Source organism: Bacillus thuringiensis (assembly GCF_001455345.1).
Classification (GTDB): Bacteria; Bacillota; Bacilli; order Bacillales; family Bacillaceae_G; genus Bacillus_A; species Bacillus_A thuringiensis_N.
In genome coordinates, this window is the sequence record NZ_CP013274.1 from 844,557 (window position 1) to 862,984 (window position 18,428).

Genomic DNA, 18,428 nt, shown 5'->3' on the forward strand with positions numbered 1-18,428 from the left:
TTCTATTTGTATATATCATTATTTCTTGAAATACTCAGTCTCAATATTTTTCTCCTTCAAAAACTGTTCAATTTCTTTTTGCTTCCTACCATTAACTTTCTCAAAGCGTTTTGTAAAAGAAAAATCAGTCTTGAATAAGTTACCATCTTCAGCGAGTTTGTCTAGTTCTTGCTCTAGTTCTATTGAAAGTGCCGTAGACGATGAAATATATGCATGAATTTCCTTCGAAGGCTGTTTGTAATCATCAGGGATCGTATTGTTATTAATAAAATCATGGAAATTCGCATCATTTTGTTTTGCTAAATTTACAAGTTGCTGTAATTTCTTTCGGTCAGATTCAGTGACATTCTCGTCAGACATGGCTGATGAAAGTGGAACGGTGTTTTCGTATAATTCTCCACTATAATCTAAATAAGTTTTTATATTTTGTTTCATTTCATCTTCGTTAATCGTTTCATTCTTTTTTGAGGAAGTGAATATAGTTTCCGGAATTTTAACGGTAACATCTTTAATAGATTGTACATCTTTTTCTTCCTTAGGTTGTGCATTGTTTGAGCAAGCTGATAGAAATAAAACTGTAAGTAGCATGAGTGCGTATAAAATATATTTCTTCATATGAATCTCCTTTTACATTCAGTAGTGTCTTTGTAAAATAGCTACATTCCATTTCAAATACTTTACTAAAAGTGCATATAGATGTTTGACCATTTGATAAGAAATGACGGATATGAGTAAACCGCCGCAAAAAGCGATGAACACATTATAAACATCGGAATAACTAATTTGATGAAATCCCTTAAAGAATCCTAATCCTATTAATAAAATAGGTGAAATAATTAATACTGGAGTGGCAATGATCAGTGCTAGGAGAATCGGTAATAAAAAGAGTAGTACGAAAAAGGCGATAATGATAAAGGTAAAGTTTAAAACACTTAAGCTCATAACAGAAAATAGTGCGGTTATTATATTTTTAAAGCTTCGTTTATTGTCAGCATTGCTTATTGTATATGAAACAGTAAGTTCTTTAGCAATAGTTTTAGGGTTTCCTAGTTTTTTAGAAATTTCCTCTTCAGATTTTCCATCTTGTTTACCACTGATAAAATGAGTTTCGTACTCTGAAATAATATCTTTCTTTTCTACATTAGGCATATTCCGCAGGGAAGAACTAAGTTGTTCCAAAAATTCGTTTTTGTTCATAACAATCACTTTCCTTTATAAAATGATGAATGAAAGCTGAGAATCTTATCTTTTGAAAAGGGGATACGAATTATAAAATGCATTCCAATTAATGGGTATTCCATTATTTACAAATATATCATTTAGTAGTGTTCTTTGCAAGGTACTGTTATTTTTAAAATACTGTGATGATATGGAATTTTTTTAGATTTTTTCGAGGAGATATAAAAATGTTATTTTAGGATAAACAAAGGGGTGTAAGCGTATTCTCTAGTGGCTGTCAAAATAATGTCATATTCATATTCTTGGAAAAATAATGCATTTGTAATATAATGATAAATAATACTTCACCACATTAATTAACTAGGTGAAGTTAAAAATCTTTATTACACAAATTATGAAATAAAGGAATGATTAGTTTGAGTACAGGTGTAAAAGCAAACGACGTGAAGACAAAAACAAAAGGAGCAGATCTTGTTGTTGATTGTTTAATTAAACAAGGTGTTACACATGTTTTCGGTATTCCAGGAGCGAAGATTGACTCTGTATTTGATGTACTGCAAGAAAGAGGACCAGAGTTAATTGTTTGTCGTCATGAACAAAACGCAGCATTTATGGCAGCTGCGATTGGTAGATTAACAGGGAAACCGGGTGTGTGTCTTGTAACTTCAGGACCAGGGACATCAAATTTAGCGACAGGTCTTGTTACTGCGAATGCGGAGAGTGATCCCGTTGTTGCTTTAGCTGGTGCAGTTCCGCGTACAGATCGATTAAAACGTACGCACCAATCTATGGATAATGCTGCACTATTCGAACCAATCACAAAATATAGCGTAGAAGTAGAGCATCCTGATAATGTGCCAGAAGCATTATCAAATGCATTTCGAAGTGCGACTTCCACAAATCCAGGCGCTACTTTAGTAAGTCTTCCGCAAGACGTTATGACTGCGGAAACGACTGTAGAGTCTATCGGTGCGCTTTCTAAGCCACAGCTTGGAATCGCTCCCACACATGATATTACATACGTAGTAGAAAAAATAAAAGCAGCGAAATTGCCGGTTATTTTACTCGGTATGAGAGCAAGCACAAATGAAGTGACGAAAGCTGTTCGTGAATTAATTGCGGATACAGAACTTCCTGTCGTTGAAACATATCAAGCAGCTGGTGCGATTTCACGTGAATTAGAAGATCATTTCTTCGGCCGCGTTGGATTATTCCGTAACCAACCAGGTGATATTTTACTAGAAGAAGCGGACCTTGTTATTTCTATCGGTTATGACCCAATTGAGTATGATCCGAAATTCTGGAATAAACTTGGGGACAGAACGATTATTCATCTTGATGACCATCAAGCAGATATCGATCATGATTACCAACCAGAGCGTGAATTAATTGGTGATATTGCCTTAACAGTAAATAGCATCGCAGAAAAATTACCGAAACTTGTGTTAAGTACGAAATCAGAAGCAGTATTAGAACGATTACGCGCGAAATTATCAGAACAAGCAGAAGTTCCAAATCGTCCTTCAGAAGGTGTTACGCATCCACTTCAAGTGATTCGTACACTTCGTTCTTTAATTAGTGACGATACAACCGTTACATGTGACATCGGTTCCCATTCTATTTGGATGGCGAGATGTTTCCGTTCTTATGAACCACGTAGATTATTATTTAGTAACGGTATGCAAACGTTAGGTGTTGCACTTCCTTGGGCAATCGCAGCTACTTTAGTAGAACCAGGTAAAAAAGTAGTTTCCGTATCAGGTGACGGTGGTTTCTTATTCTCAGCGATGGAGTTAGAAACGGCGGTACGCTTAAATTCTCCAATCGTCCATCTTGTTTGGAGAGACGGCACATATGATATGGTTGCATTCCAACAAATGATGAAATACGGCAGAACATCAGCTACAGAGTTTGGCGATGTTGATCTTGTGAAATATGCGGAAAGTTTCGGGGCGTTAGGTCTTCGTGTTAACACGCCTGATGAATTAGAAGATGTATTGAAAACGGCATTAGAAGCAGACGGCCCTGTCATTATTGATATTCCAATCGATTACCGTGACAACATTAAATTAAGCGAAAAATTATTACCAAACCAATTAAACTAATGGAGGCAGATTTGAGATGACTGTTGCGCAATTAATTGATATTGATGCAAAAAAAACGAAAACGAGTAATGAAGTATATCAAACATCTACAATGCTTGCGCTATTAGATGGTATATATGATGGTGTGATTAGCTTTGAAGATTTGAAAGAACGTGGTGATTTCGGTATCGGCACATTTGATCAATTAGATGGTGAAATGATTGCATTTGATAATGAATTTTATCATTTACGTTCAGACGGTTCAGCAGAAAAAGTAGAGCCGGAAGAAACAACACCATTTGCGACTGTAACGTTTTTTGAAAAAGAAATGAGTTATACAGTAGAGCGTCCGATGAATCGTGAAGAAGTCGAAGCATTATTACATGAATTAATGCCGAGTAAAAACTTATTTTATGGTATTCGAATGGATGGTACATTCCGCGAAGTAAGAACGAGAACGGTTCCAAGACAAGAAAAACCGTATACACCGCTCGTTGAAGTGACGAAATCACAACCAATCTTTTCATTTAAACATACAGAAGGTACGCTTGCTGGATTTTGGACACCAGATTATGCGCAAGGTATTGGTGTAGCTGGATTCCACTTACATTACATTGATGATGAAAGAAGCGGAGGCGGACATGTTTTCGACTATGTTGTTGAAAACTGTACAATCCAAATTTGTCAAAAAGCTCATATGCATTTAGCACTTCCAGAAACAGCTGATTTTATGGCAGCTGAATTATCAAGAGAAAATTTAGAGGATAATATTGCAACTGCGGAAGGTGCGGAGTAAAAGGGAGAGACTGTTCCATTGTGGAACAGTCTTCTTTTATTTATAATGTCATTATTTGTCGGTAAGTCGATATTCCTTGTCGAATCGTTGATATATTTTGAGTTATGGTAGATATATTTGAAAAATCGTTGATATATTGTAAGTTACGATAGATATATTCGGAAAATCGTTGATATCGTTTATTTCTTTGAAACAAACGGATGCCCTTCATAATAAAAACGCCACGGATAATGTACAGCTTCTTCTGCATAGTCGATGTTAATTCGAGGTCCGGCTATTATTTTATATTGTGAGGATATGTGTTCTTCTTCTCGGACGAGTTCGATATGTAATGTATCACTTTGTAATGAGACGCCTCGTTCTTCTAAAGTGATTCCGAGTGCGCGGCATAGTTTGCCAGGCCCGTTCGTTAAATTTTTATACTGCGCCTTTGTAATGTCGGTTTTGTTGTAGCGCGCTAGTTTTATTTCTTCAATCCCGTCTACCGGTTCAAGGGCTCGAATGAGCACTCCTTGCGGGGTACCAACTGGTGCTGTAATGACGTTAAAACAATGGTACATACCGTAAATCAAATATACGTAAGCATGTCCTGGTGCGCCAAACATGACTTCTGTGCGATCAGTCCGTCTACCACCGTAACTATGTGCGGCTTTATCATCGGGGCCTTTATATGCTTCTACTTCAACAATGATTCCGCTTCGTTTTATTCCGTCTACAATATGAACAAGTTTCTGCCCGAGTAATTTCTTTGCGACTTCTAACGTATCGCCTTCATAAAAGGAAGGAGGTGCCTGCATTGTACTATCTCCTTTACTGAGTGTATATGTATATAGTAAACCAAATTTTCAGTAGAAATTCTAACTCGTTCTATTTGCTACATTTATTTCATAAATTATGGATAGAGTACAACAGCGAAGAGGGGGAGTGCGACATGATTTATCGCTTACTAGCTCTTAACATAGATGGGACATTACTATACAACAACGGAAAAATCGCAAAAGGATTACGAGAAACAATTGAATTTGTGAAAAGAAAAGATGTATACGTTACATTATTTACGAGCCGTAATTTTCAGTCCGCTCATAAAGTAGCAAAGGCGTTAAAATTAGATTCTATATTAGTGACACATGGTGGTGCTTTCGTTTCAGCAACGTTAGATAAGCCGTATGTTCAAAGAAGATTATCGGAAGAGAAGACGTTTAACATTGTGCAAGTATTAGAGCACTTTGATTGTAACGTACGAATTTCTCATGAACGTTTTTCAATCGGAAATCGTGAGAGAAATACACCAAACTTAATTGCACGTACTGTGTTATCGAGTGCAGATCCGTTATTTTATCCAGTTCAATTTGTAGATTCATTAGGTGATGCGCTTCGTGATCATCCAGTAGCGGCGCCAAAAATTGATGTTCTTTTCCAAACAAAAGGTGAAAAAGAACGAGGGCTCAATACACTAAGAAAAGCGTTTCAAGATCTAGAGTATGTTGAATGTGATTCAAAACGAATAGAAATTTTGCCGCAAAACGTATCAAAATTACGCGGATTACAATTGCTTGGAGAGCATTTAAATATTTCGCTAAACGAAATGGTTGCGATTGGGGATAGCATGGAAGATTTAGAGGTTATTGAAAATGTAGGTCTCGGGGTAGCAATGGGGAATGCACCTGTAGAGTTAAAACAGGCAGCCGACTGGATTACACGTTCAAATAGTGAGAACGGCGTAGAGTATATGATTAAAGAACATTTCCGTAAGCAATTCCCGCTTCCATTTTTGAAGAATCATAAAAATACACCGAAACGATAAAGGAAAAACGTAGCTTTTTGGCTACGTTTTTTTATTGGTTTTATCCTAAGTTTGAAAGCGCTCTATAAAGGTGAATTGTGTCTGGAATGTATACAATTCACTTGAATCCTTTAGCAAACTGTTGTAAAGTGGATGATGTTGCCAAAATAGTTACACCACATGAAATATTCTCCATGTTAATTTTATTGAGCGTCCATACGCAAAAACACTTCGCATGTTAGTTTCGTTCACGTATGATTTCAAAAATGCATTGTAGTCATTTTATTAATGAGTTGTAGAGTTTCTTTGGTTTATTTAAATGGATTATTTTAAGTTAATGTGAGTAAGGCTTAGTACATATGAAATGAGCTTCATTTCGTAAATTTAGGAATTATAATAGGGGGAATGAATTTTTTGAGGAAATCATTTAATCAAAAAATAAAAAAAATAAGTAGTAGTTTTATAGTCGTATTACTAGTATGTATGAATTTTTTAATCCATTTACCAAATAAAGCAGAGGCAGCTACAACAGAATTAAAAGGTTTAGGTGATGTATCTTATTACAATGCAATCATTTTTGGAGATCATAGTGCAACGAGTGCGGATATTGAAGGTGCGATGGCCATTCAAAAAAATATGAATGCATCAAGTTATACAGTCTTAGCTGCTGCAACTGGAGCGCATAACTTAGCTGGAGCAACATGGATAGAGGAAGGATATCCATCATTATTACTAGGTGGTCAATTTACGAAAGCGGGAGCAGGACAAGTAATTATTCAAGATGGAACAGTGGCGATGACAAAAGATGGTGATCCAGAAGGTGCAATGAAATCATCGTATGACCGTATCTCTTATAAAGAGCAAGCGGAGATTGATGCTAAATTTAAAGAGTTTAGAAAAGACGTTGATAGTGTAATTGAGGATGCGGGCCAATTACATACTGATAAACCAAAATCGGGTATGACCTTTGGGATTGGTGAAGATGTAAATAATCCTAATATTTACGTTTCTTCAGGACAAAATGGAAAGGAAACATTTGATGTAAAAGATGTTTTTCTTCCGAATGTAGACAATAAAGATTTTATTGTTATTTATTCAGATGCGGAAACAGTTAATTTTGCTAGTGGTGCAATTTTGTATGATACAAAAAACACTGGGATGGCAACAGACTTAATTAATACATCTCAAGCATACGATCCTAATTCATCTTTTACTGAGTTAGCTAGTAAAGTAATTTGGGTGTTTCCAAATGCTAAAAACATAACAACTAAAGGATATGGTGTAGTAGGAAGTGTATTTGCGCCTAATGCAGTTGTAGATACAAAGGGTGGTTCAATTAACGGACAAGTCTTTCTTGGTGGATTACACCAAAGAGATGGTTTTGAGGTTCATAACTTTAAATTTAATTGGCCGAAATGGAATAAGCCATCGATTGAAAAAGTAACAGGTCAATTTGAAATTGCAAAAGTAGATGCAAGTGATGAAACAAAGTTATTACCAGGTGCTGAATTTGAAGTGTATAAAGATGGGAAACAAATAGATACATTACGAACAGATAAAACAGGTAAAGTAATATCTAAGAAATTAGAACCAGGTAAATACACACTAAAAGAAACGAAAGCACCAGAAGGATATAAATTACTAAAAGAAGAAATTGAAGTTAATGTGGAAGAGAACAAAGTAGTACCGGTAATAGTTAAAAATGTAAAAGAGTTGGGAAGCTTACAGGTAATCAAAAAGGATGCTGAGAGCAAAAATGTGCTAGAAGGCGCGGAATTTAGACTGAAAAACGAAAATGGTCAAATAGTTGGAGGGGCAAAAACAACAAATAAAGATGGTGTTGCTACATTCGAAAACTTAGTGCCAGGTAAGTATACGTTAGAAGAAACGAAAGCGCCAGAAGGCTACAAAGCGATAGAAGTTACAGTAGAAGTAAACGTTGTAGCAAATGAAGTAGCGAAACGAGAAGTATTGAACGAAAAAGAACCAAGTAAAGGTCCAGAAAATCCAGGTGAGGAAACAGAAAAACCAGGCGAAGAGACAGAGAAGCCGGGTGAAGAAACAGAAAAACCAGGTGAAGAAACAGAGAAGCCGGGTGAAGAAACAGAGAAGCCGGGTGAAGAAACAGAGAAGCCGGGTGAAGAAACAGAGAAGCCGGGTGAAGAAACAGAGAAGCCGGGTGAAGAAACAGAGAAGCCGGGTGAAGAAACAGAGAAACCAGGTGAGGAAACAGAGAAACCAGGTGAGGAAACAGAGAAACCAGGTGAGGAAACAGAAAATCCAGGCGAAGAAACAGAGAAGCCGGGTGAAGAAACAGAGAAGCCGGGTGAAGAAACAGAGAAGCCGGGTGAAGAAACAGAGAAGCCGGGTGAAGAAACAGAGAAACCAGGTGAGGAAACAGAGAAACCAGGTGAGGAAACAGAGAAACCAGGTGAGGAAACAGAGAAACCAGGTGAGGAAACAGAGAAACCAGGTGAGGAAACAGAGAAACCAGGTGAAGAAACAGAAAAACCAGGTGGAGAGACAGAGAAACCAGGTGAGGAAACAGAGAAACCAGGTGAAGAAACAGAGAAACCAGGTGAAGAAACAGAGAAACCGGGTGAAGAAACAGAGAAGCCAGGTGAAGAAACAGAGAAGCCAGGCGAAGAAACAGAGAAGCCGGGTGAAGAAACAGAGAAGCCAGGTGAAGAAACAGAGAAACCAGGTGAAGAAACAGAAAAACCGGGCGAAGAAACAGAGAAACCAGGTGAGGAAACAGAAAATCCAGGCGAAGAAACAGAGAAGCCGGGTGAAGAAACAGAGAAGCCAGGTGAAGAAACAGAGAAGCCAGGTGAAGAAACAGAGAAGCCAGGTGAAGAAACAGAGAAACCAGGCGAAGAAACAGAAAAACCAGGTGAAGAGACAGGAAAACCGGGTGAAGAAACAGAAAAGCCAGGTGAGGAAACAGAAAAGCCAGGTGAAGAGACAGGAAAACCGGGTGAAGAAACAGGAAAACCGGGTGAAGAAATAGAGAAACCAGGTGAAGAGACAGGAACATCAGGTGAGGAAACAGAGAAGCCAGGTGAAGGAATGGAAAACATAGATATAGAAAAACCTACCTTACCAGAAAACGGACAAGGTGCATCTCATGGACAACGTCTTCCAGCCACAGGACATGATATGAATTATCTACCATTCATTGGTTTTGCTCTTGTTTTATTAGGAATACGTCTTAGATTTATGATTAAAAATAGCTAATAGTTTTATAAAATTTATAAAAGGCATAAGAGAAATGTTTTCTCTTATGCCTTTTAGTTTTGTTGTTTAAGCTTCAATCACTTTAAGCATTCGATTTAAAAATGCGGCTGATTCAGCGCGTGTTGCTGTGCCTTTTGGTACGAATTCATTTCGTTCGTTACCTTTTACAATTCCGTATGCATAAACGTTTTGTAATGCTTTTTTATCGTATGCTAAGTGTTGGTCAGTGAATGGTAATTTCACTTCTTTTCTATAAATCCACTTATATTCTAGTGCACGGTCAATCATAATAACCGCTTCATCACGTGTTATTGTAGCGGTTGGATCAAATTTATTATTCCCACGGCCACTAATGATACCTGCGCTAGCGGCACGGTTAATTCCATCTACTAACGATGGGTGTGCTTCGTTTAAGTCTGTAAATTTAGCATTTCCAGCAGGTAATTTTAAAGCTCTCGACATTAAATTTGCAAACTCAGCTCGTGTGACAAGACGATTTGGCCAGTAAGAACCATTTCCGTCACCGAACATGATTTTTCTAGCTGCTAACTGACGAATGTCTTGCTCATACCATCCACCTGTAATGTCGTCTTTTTCATGAGGGACTTCTGGCGGCGGAATAACCTCTTTACGATGTTCATTATAGTAAGCGTTCGTGCCTTTTAAGAAAGCATCCCATTGTCCGCGTTGAATCATAAATGCAGGGCAGTTTTTTCCGCTCCAAAATTGATGTTTTTGAACGTGATCGAGGGAGATATTTAATTCGTTCATTAAATAGGCTGCTAATTTTCGTGCGTTTTCTACTGCTTTAGCATAATTTCCATCACTATTCACAGCAATTTCAATACCGATAGATTCATAGTTTCCGGTTTTATTTCCAGCATGCCAACCAACTTCATTTAAAGGAAGATGTTGATAAATTTCTTTATCATCGACAGTAAAATGCCAAGAAGCTGAACGATCAGTGTTTCCGCGGGCTTGATTATCTAAGTACTTCGCATGATTTAACGCGTTAGCGCCTTTACTCGTATTAGCAGTTTCGTGAATTGTTATGTATTTTGGTTCCATTGCGTAGCCAGGACGAATGTTTTCATTACCTTTTGGTACGATCATTTCTTTAAATGTAACACCATAAACGTTATTTGTAGGCAAATTAGATGGTGTTTTGAAAAATGTTGCACTTCTATTTTGGGTAGTACTTGGCTTTTCGAATAATGATGCTTTCGTACCTTCAAATGCAGCTGAAGGAGCATAAATCCATTTCTCAGTTCCGTTTATTTGAATTTTAAACCAATTTCCAGCTTGTTCAGTAGGAGCTACTGTTTGTGGCTGTAATTTCGTTTCTTCTTTAAACGATTGGAAGGGGAATGAATATACGGATGTTTCTTCTTTTACAATTAATTTTTGACTAGAGAGTTTATGAATCTCTTGTACTTCTAAACTATTATTTTCCTTATTAACCCAGCCAGAACCAGATGTCGTTTGTATATAATATGCATTCCCTTTTTTCTTCGTTGCTTTTACTACTGGTTCAGTAATTTCAATATTTGTTTTGGTTTTTAAGTCATTTGAATCATATAGTGGAAGTTTTGTTGATAAGTGGAGAAGATATTCACCCGAGATTTCAAGGTCGTTTTCTTCGTCATGTCTATGTTGTTTTGCATGTTCTTCAATGCTTTTTAAAGCTTGTTCGTCAATAGACAATTCCGCAGTTTTCTCTATACTTTCTGCGAATGAATGGGTAGGTGCTACAAATGTTTGTAATGCCAAAGATAATGCTAAAATGTTGTAAAACTTTTTTTTCATAGTTGTTTTAACACGTGATAGTCTCTATATGTCGTGTTAAGAGTCCTCCTTTAGGTGTATTTAATTTAGTAGCAAGTATTAATACGTTCTAGATTGTAACAAGAGTATATTCTAATGTCTATACAACTGGAGAAAGTTCGTTAAAAATCAATATTCAGTTTGTTTTAAATAGGATATCTAAATAAGGTAAAACCTTCTGTATTGACCTGCAAACGCCCTTCAAGTAAACTAAAGAGAGTTTGCAAATGAAAAGGTGATAATGTTGTTAATTTCAATTAAAACGTTACAAGATGATCGTTTTTTACGTCCGCTACAAAATATTGGCGGCTTATTTTTTGAAGATAGTACGATTGGATTTGAACAAGAGGAAGCAAATCTTATCGTTGATATACACATTGAAGAGAATGTGAAAGCATCAGCTCGTTTAACAGATGTTGCGACTGGAAATGTGTATGAAGAAACATTCGCAAAAGATTTATCTGCTTTTACAGATGAAAAAGAGCGTATGAAGCAAGTGAAGCACGTTGTTTCTTATGTATATCTTTCTGTTCTTCAGCAGTTAACTGGGCTTGAACAAAGCTGGGGTATTTTAACGGGAGTTCGTCCGACGAAACTTCTTCATAAAATGCTTCAAAATGGTATGTCAAAAGAAGAAGCACATCAAGAACTTCGTGAAAGCTATTTAATTCATGAAGAAAAAATTGAACTTCTTCAGCGTATTGTTGATTGCCAATTAGCAGTTGTTCCGGATTTATACCGTTTGAAAGAGGAAGTAAGTATTTATATCGGTATTCCATTCTGCCCAACAAAGTGTGCATACTGTACATTCCCGGCGTATGCAATTAACGGACGCCAAGGTTCTGTTGATTCATTCTTAGGTGGTTTACATTATGAAGTTCGTGAAATTGGTAAGTTTTTAAAAGAAAAAGGTGTAACAGTTACGACGATTTATTACGGCGGCGGTACACCGACAAGTATTACAGCAGAAGAGATGGATATGCTGTATGAAGAAATGTATGAAGCGTTCCCAGATGTGAAAAATGTGCGTGAAGTAACAGTTGAGGCAGGTCGCCCAGATACAATTACGCCAGCGAAGTTAGAAGTGTTAAATAAATGGAACATTGACCGTATTAGTATTAATCCGCAGTCATACCATCAAGAAACACTAAAAGCAATTGGACGTCACCATACTGTAGAAGAAACAATTGAGAAGTATCATTTAGCTCGTGAAATGGGAATGAACAATATTAATATGGATTTAATTATTGGTCTTCCTGGTGAAGGGCTAGATATCTTCAAGCATACGTTAGATGAAACAGAAAAGTTAATGCCAGAATCATTAACAGTTCATACGTTATCATTTAAACGTGCTTCTGAAATGACGCAAAACAAACGTAAATATAAAGTAGCAGGTCGCGAAGAAATTACAGCGATGATGCACGAAGCAGAAGAGTGGACGCAAAAGCATAATTACGTACCATATTACCTATATCGTCAAAAGAATATTTTAGGTAACTTAGAGAACGTTGGGTATGCAATGCCGACGCAAGAAAGTATTTACAACATTGTCATTATGGAAGAAGTACAATCGATTATCGGACTTGGTTGTGGGGCATCAAGTAAATTTGTTCACCCGAAGACGGGAGCAATTACGCACTTCGCAAATCCGAAAGATCCAAAATCATATAACGATGGCTTCGTAAAATATACAGAAGACAAACTGAAAATTTTAGAAGAGCTATTTGCATAAGATGAAGGGGCTGTTCCAAATTGGGACAGCTTCTTTCTTATATTGTCTGTTTTTGTCGGTAAGTCGATATATTCGAAAAATCGCTGATATATTTTGAAAATCGCCGATATAATTTCACTTACCGCCAAAAGCGGAACTGTTTGTAAAACTATGTCGATAATAATCAGAAAAATTAGTCAAATCATTAGAGGACAATGTCTACTTATGGACGAAATGATAGATTTATGAAAGAGAAAAGGGGGAAATTGTTGGCATGTACATGACGATAGGGAGAATATTTGATTTATCTGTTGGTAAGTATCCGAATAAAGAGGCGTTAGTGGAACCAGAAAAAAATATTCGCTGGACGTATAAACAGTGGGATGAGCAAATAAATAAAACGGCGCACGCTCTATTAGAAGAAGGAGTAAGAAAGGGCGATACGGTATCTGTTTACTTATATAACTGCCGTGAATTTGTAAACGTTTACTTAGCCTGTGCGAAAATTGGAGCAATCTTTAACCCGATTAATTTCCGCTTAAAAGCAAAAGAAGTATCGTATATTCTCCAGGACGCATCCTCGAAAGTCGTTGTTTTTGAAAAAGCAGTTGAATCAACTGTCGCTATCATTGAACGAGATTTTCCAAATTCGTCTTTTTGGTATGTAGAAGATGATACACCTTCTTATGCAAGTTCCTACCACGAAAAAGTGAATGCAGCATCTTCTGATAAAATAGATATTGAAATTGATGAAATGGATTATTGTTCGATGCTTTATACGAGCGGTACAACTGGTCATCCGAAAGGCGTGTTACATCGTCATCGTGAATATGATCTGTACGTATTTCATAAAATATAACAGAGATAGTGCCGGACTTGTTGTAGCGCCTTTATATCACTGCGGTGAGTTAAATGCTGGGATTATTCCGCGCATTCAAGTTGGCGGAAAGAATGTTATTTTGCATCATTTTGATACAGAAACAGTATTACATACCATTCAAGAAGAGAAGATTACGACGTTTTTTGCGGCACCGACGATGTGGAATATGTTACTGCAAAAAGATTTAACGCAGTACGATTTAACTTCGATGAAGATTGGTGTTTATGGAGGAGCGGCGATGGCTCCAGCGCTAGTAAAGGAATGTAAAGAACGTCTTTATATTGATCTTGTACAAATTTACGGAATGACAGAAATGGGACCTGTAGTTGCTTTTCTCGTAGAAGAAGATCAAATTACGAAAGCAGGTTCAGCGGGAACACCATGCTTTAGTCATGAAATTCGAATTGTAAAACCAAGCGATGATGCACCGGCAGAACCAGATGACGTATTGCCTCCTTATGAAGTAGGAGAAATTATTTTACGAGGCCCAACTATGATGGCTGGCTATCATAACCGTGAAGAAGCAAATGCAAAATCGATGTATAAAGGATGGTATCATTCTGGTGATTTAGGCTACTTCGATAAAGACGGCTATTTATTCGTTGCAGATCGCGTTGATGATATGGTGATTAGCGGCGGAGTTAATATTTATCCTCGTGAAATTGAAGATTTCCTTCATAGTCATCCTGGTGTATTAGATGTTGCAGTGCTCGGTGAGCCAGATGAATTATGGGGAGAACGTGTTGTAGCAGTTGTTGTAAAGAAAGATGAACATATTACAGAGGTTGATTTAGAAACGTATTGTAAAGAAAGTGACGAATTAGCAGATTATAAACGTCCGCGTCATTATTTATTTGTGGATGAACTGCCTCGTAATGCGAGTGGGAAATTACAAAAATTTGTGCTGAGAGAGTCGTTGAAAGGCGCCAAAAAGTAAGTGGTAGAGCGGTTGTCTATACAGATAAAGCTATCTTTTCTAATACGAAAAGATAGCTTTATTTTTTTTAAAACGATTGAAAAAATGGTATAAATCTTCTTTTATTATTATGTGAAAATACTTTTTGAGGTATTGCACTTTGTTTATAAATGTATATAAACCTCTTTAAATAAGGGGTTAATGAATTTTTCAGGTGAACTTTATAGATATTGAGATAATAATTTTAGTAAGAGTGGAATGAAGTTATGAAAGGAGAATTATCGCTGAAAGATAAAGAAAGTCAGTCATCAGATGACCTTATGAATAAAGCGGTCAGTTAGTATATTTTGGCAGCATGAATATAGTAACAAATTAATATGTAAATGAATAGTCTTGTAATGTATTTTTATTAGGAATAGTATTTATTGTTGGCTGCCCGAAAAAAGTAGGAATGAACACAATATAGTTAATGAATTGTGTTGTTTATTACTTTATGTTGTAGAACTAACGATGGTTTGATGCTGCAAATAATCTTTAGTCCGTACCCCCTTAGTTTAAGGGGTATTTTGGGTGGAATGGATTTCACGGTTAAAAAGTTTAACAATTATTATTGGAGGTTTTATGAGTACATATTTAAAAAGAATATCTGTGATTTGTTTTATTTTTACTGTTCTTATTGGACAAGTTTCTATGCCTATCATAGGGCATGCTCAAGAATTAAATACAACAGGATTTGTTGATAGTTTTGCATTTGAAAAGACGAAATTAAATTATGGAGAAAAGACTACGATACATGTAAATTTTAGTGAAAAACCTGGAAAGAAGATGAAGTCTGGGGATACATTAACGCTAGCACTTCCGCCAGAATTAAAAGGTTATAGTGGCACAATTCCATTGAAGGATGATTCAGGGCGTATTTTTGGTACGTGCCAGATTAATGCAAATAATGTGGTTTGTACATTTAATGATACGGTAGAAAAGCTTGAAAATATTAGAGGGAACTTTAATTTTACTGTTCAAGGTACGAATGTTGAAGCTGGAAAGACGAAAGATGTACAAACGAATTTAGGGACAGATTTAAAAAAACAAATGGTAAGTATTACGCATCCAAAAGGAGAGGGTACAGAACCGGGGATGTTTTTCTATAAGTCTGGTGATATTCAGCCAGACAAAAGTAATGAAGTACGTTGGTTTCTAAATATAAATTTAAAGAAACAATATTTACATGACAACATCGTTTTAAAAGATACGTTACAAGAAGGACAAACGCTAAATAAAGATAGTTTTACTATTACTATCAATAATAAAGAGTATTTATCTCTTAAACAATTTCAAGACCGAGGTTATGGATACATTAAGCTTACTAGTGATAACTCATTTGAAGTTGTAATTTATAGACATATGGCGAACGCTACGTCGTTTACCATTTTCTATACATCAACGATTACTGATAGCGGGAAAAAGTTGAAACATCTACAGAATGACTACAAGCTTGATTATCAAATTTTATATGAGAAACCTATTTCTGAATCTAATAGTGTAAAGGTTGAAAATATATCATTTGGTGGCGAGGCTGAAGGGGTTTTACCTGCGAAAGGAACGTTGCAGATAGTTAAACATATTGAAGGAGACGAGAATAAGTTTATTCCAGGTGTTTCTTTTAAATTGTTTACAGAGTCAGGTCAGCAAATTGGTGATTCCTATACAACAAATCAAGACGGAATAGTTGAAGCGCCAAACCTTACTCCAGGTAATTATTACGTGCAAGAAATTTCTGCTCCGAATTATGTAGAGTTTGATTCACAAGCGAAAATTCCTTTTACAATTAAGACGGATGCTACAAACGGAATAAAACTTATGGTTCCAAATAAGTTGAAAACTACATCTGTTGCAGGAACGAAAACATGGGAAGGCGACAAAGTAAACGATCGCCCAAAAACAATTAAAGTAGATTTACTGCAAAACGGTAAAGTCATTACAACGAAAGAAGTTACGGCAGAAAATGGTTGGAAATATGAGTTTGGAAAGTTACCAGCAGTTGATAATGAAGGGAAAGCTCATACGTATGAAGTAAAAGAACAACCAGTAACAGGATATCAATCGAAAGTTAGTGGTTATGATATTACAAATATAAAAATCCACGAAGTAACAGAAGTAGAAGAACAAGGTAAAGAAGAATCAATAGAAGAACTGGAAGCTCAAACTAATCCAGAAACACCAAAAGTAACAGAAGAGCCGAAAGAACTAGAGAAGCCAGAAGTTACGGAGAAGCCGGAAATACATGTAACACCAGAAGAAGAAAAAGTTGAAGAAGAAACAACAGAAGAAATAAAAGAAGAAAAGCCGGAAGAACCAAAAGTAACAGAAGAGCCGAAAGAACTAGAGAAGCCAGAAGTTACGGAGAAGCCGGAAATACATGTAAAACCAGAAGAAGAAAAAGTTGAAGAAGAAACAATAGAAGAAATAAAAGAAATAACAGACGAAAAACCGGAAGAACCAAAAGTAACAGAAGAGCCGAAAGAACTAGAGAAGCCAGAAGTTACGGAGAAGCCGGAAATACATGTAAAACCAGAAGAAGAAAAAGTTGAAGAAGAAACAATCGAAGAAATAAAAGAAGAAAAACCGGAAGAACCAAAAGTAACAGAAGAGCCGAAAGAACTAGAGAAGCCAGAAGTTACGGAGAAGCCGGAAATACATGTAACACCAGAAGAAGAAAAAGTTGAAGAAGAAACAACAGAAGAAATAAAAGAAGAAAAGCCGGAAGAACCAAAAGTAACAGAAGAGCCGAAAGAACTAGAGAAGCCAGAAGTTACGGAGAAGCCGGAAATACATGTAAAACCAGAAGAAGAAAAAGTTGAAGAAGAAACAATCGAAGAAATAAAAGAAGAAAAGCCGGAAGAACCGAAAGTAACAGAAGAGCCGAAAGAACTAGAGAAGCCAGAAGTTACGGAGAAACCGGAAATACATGTGAAACCAGAAGAAGAAAAAGTTGAAGAAGAAACAATCGAAGAAATAAAAGAAGAAAAACCGGAAACACCAAAAGTAACAGAAGAGCCGAAAGAACTAGAGAAGCCAGAAGTTACGGAGAAGCCGGAAATACATGTAAAACCAGAAGAAGAAAAAGTTGAAGAAGAAACAATAGAAGAAATAAAAGAAATAACAGACGAAAAACCGGAAGAACCAAAAGTAACAGAAGAGCCGAAAGAACTAGAGAAGCCAGAAGTTACGGAGAAGCCGGAAATACATGTAAAACCAGAAGAAGAAAAAGTTGAAGAAGAAACAATCGAAGAAATAAAAGAAGAAAAACCGGAAGAACCAAAAGTAACAGAAGAGCCGAAAGAACTAGAGAAGCCAGAAGTTACGGAGAAGCCGGAAATACATGTAACACCAGAAGAAGAAAAAGTTGAAGAAGAAACAATCGAAGAAATAAAAGAAGAAAAACCGGAAACACCGAAAGTAACAGAAGAGTCGAAAGAACTAGAGAAGCCAGAAGTTACGGAGAAGCCGGAAATACATGTAACACCAGAAGAAGAGCAAGTTGAAGAAGAAACAACAGAAGAAATAAAAGAAGAAAAGCCGGAAACACCAAAAGTAACAGAAGAGCCGAAAGAACTAGAGAAGCCAGAAGTTACGGAGAAGCCGGAAATACATGTAACACCAGAAGAAGAGCAAGTTGAAGAAGAAACAATAGAAGAGTTAAAAGAGGGAAAACCGGAAGTATTAAACGAACAAAGTGTACAAGAAAAAGTAGAAGTACAAAACAAGCAAGAGGTACACAGTAAAGTAGAAGTACAAAAAAAATCTGAAGTATCATTGAGTGAAGAAGATAATAAGAAATCAAAACTTCTTCCTCAAACAGGTGGAGTGTCAACAGAAGCTACTTCTGTTATGACAGGTATGTTTTTATTACTTTTCGGAGCGATGTTGTTTAGACGTCAGAAAAACTAATGAACATGAAAGTTCGTTCAGAAACAAAATGCATGTAAAAAAAGCGGAGACTACGGGTCTCCGCTTTTTT

General features: G+C 36.5%; 10 protein-coding genes and 1 pseudogene. 7 read left to right on the forward strand and 4 right to left on the reverse strand.

From position 1 onward, the window contains the following. Positions 1-18: 18 nt before the first annotated feature. Positions 19-615: an NDxxF motif lipoprotein gene (locus tag ATN06_RS04600; protein WP_060629705.1), complete on the reverse strand. Its 597-nt coding sequence runs from the start codon at positions 613-615 to the stop codon at positions 19-21. Between the two features lie 18 nt (positions 616-633). Then, complete coding sequence (locus ATN06_RS04605; protein ID WP_060629706.1) at positions 634-1,197, reverse strand: DUF1700 domain-containing protein; 564 nt, start codon at positions 1,195-1,197, stop codon at positions 634-636. 398 nt (positions 1,198-1,595) lie between these two features. On the opposite strand from ATN06_RS04605, the gene alsS reads away from it, so the two are divergent. Together alsS and alsD are read left to right on the forward strand one after the other, a co-directional pair. Next, the gene (gene alsS / locus ATN06_RS04610; protein ID WP_060629707.1) at positions 1,596-3,284 is read left to right on the forward strand and encodes an acetolactate synthase AlsS; all 1,689 of its coding nucleotides are present in this window, start codon (positions 1,596-1,598) and stop codon (positions 3,282-3,284) included. Positions 3,285-3,300: 16 nt separating this feature from the next. After that, positions 3,301-4,059, forward strand: a complete 759-nt coding sequence (alsD, locus tag ATN06_RS04615) for an alpha-acetolactate decarboxylase (protein WP_060629708.1) — start codon at positions 3,301-3,303, stop codon at positions 4,057-4,059. 179 nt (positions 4,060-4,238) lie between these two features. Here the strand turns inward: alsD and ATN06_RS04620 are convergent, their stop codons facing one another. After that, positions 4,239-4,856 (reverse strand): DNA-3-methyladenine glycosylase, encoded by a 618-nt coding sequence (locus ATN06_RS04620; protein WP_060629709.1) that lies wholly within the window; start codon positions 4,854-4,856, stop codon positions 4,239-4,241. A gap of 134 nt (positions 4,857-4,990) precedes the next feature. On the opposite strand from ATN06_RS04620, the gene ATN06_RS04625 reads away from it, so the two are divergent. Further along, entirely contained in the window at positions 4,991-5,863 is an 873-nt protein-coding gene (locus tag ATN06_RS04625) for a Cof-type HAD-IIB family hydrolase (protein ID WP_060629710.1), read from the forward strand. 393 nt (positions 5,864-6,256) lie between these two features. Beyond that, positions 6,257-9,079: a SpaA isopeptide-forming pilin-related protein gene (locus tag ATN06_RS04630; RefSeq protein ID WP_060629711.1), complete on the forward strand. Its 2,823-nt coding sequence runs from the start codon at positions 6,257-6,259 to the stop codon at positions 9,077-9,079. Positions 9,080-9,145: 66 nt separating this feature from the next. Here ATN06_RS04630 and ATN06_RS04635 read toward each other — a convergent pair whose 3' ends face one another. Then, a complete protein-coding gene (locus ATN06_RS04635) occupies positions 9,146-10,885 on the reverse strand; it encodes an S-layer homology domain-containing protein (RefSeq protein WP_060629712.1) in 1,740 nt (579 codons plus the stop codon). Between the two features lie 259 nt (positions 10,886-11,144). Between ATN06_RS04635 and ATN06_RS04640 the strand changes: the two genes are divergently transcribed. From ATN06_RS04640 to ATN06_RS04650, 3 genes and pseudogenes are all read left to right on the forward strand, one after another. Next, complete coding sequence (locus tag ATN06_RS04640) at positions 11,145-12,635, forward strand: coproporphyrinogen III oxidase (protein WP_001970223.1); 1,491 nt, start codon at positions 11,145-11,147, stop codon at positions 12,633-12,635. A 253-nt stretch (positions 12,636-12,888) separates the two neighbouring features. Beyond that, a pseudogene (locus tag ATN06_RS04645) lies at positions 12,889-14,431 on the forward strand (fatty acid--CoA ligase). A 600-nt stretch (positions 14,432-15,031) separates the two neighbouring features. Beyond that, a complete protein-coding gene (locus ATN06_RS04650) occupies positions 15,032-18,358 on the forward strand; it encodes a Cna B-type domain-containing protein (protein WP_060633092.1) in 3,327 nt (1,108 codons plus the stop codon). Positions 18,359-18,428 lie beyond the last annotated feature (70 nt).

Excerpts from the sequence above, each read along its gene's own strand:
- ATN06_RS04600 (WP_060629705.1), bottom strand. The coding sequence starts at position 615 with ATGAAGAAATATATTTTATACGCACTCATGCTACTTACAGTTTTATTT.
- ATN06_RS04605 (WP_060629706.1), bottom strand. The coding sequence starts at position 1,197 with ATGAACAAAAACGAATTTTTGGAACAACTTAGTTCTTCCCTGCGGAAT.
- ATN06_RS04650 (WP_060633092.1), top strand. The coding sequence starts at position 15,032 with ATGAGTACATATTTAAAAAGAATATCTGTGATTTGTTTTATTTTTACT.
- ATN06_RS04640 (WP_001970223.1), top strand. The coding sequence starts at position 11,145 with ATGTTGTTAATTTCAATTAAAACGTTACAAGATGATCGTTTTTTACGT.
- alsD (WP_060629708.1), top strand. The coding sequence starts at position 3,301 with ATGACTGTTGCGCAATTAATTGATATTGATGCAAAAAAAACGAAAACG.
- ATN06_RS04620 (WP_060629709.1), bottom strand. The coding sequence starts at position 4,856 with ATGCAGGCACCTCCTTCCTTTTATGAAGGCGATACGTTAGAAGTCGCA.
- ATN06_RS04635 (WP_060629712.1), bottom strand. The coding sequence starts at position 10,885 with ATGAAAAAAAAGTTTTACAACATTTTAGCATTATCTTTGGCATTACAA.
- ATN06_RS04625 (WP_060629710.1), top strand. The coding sequence starts at position 4,991 with ATGATTTATCGCTTACTAGCTCTTAACATAGATGGGACATTACTATAC.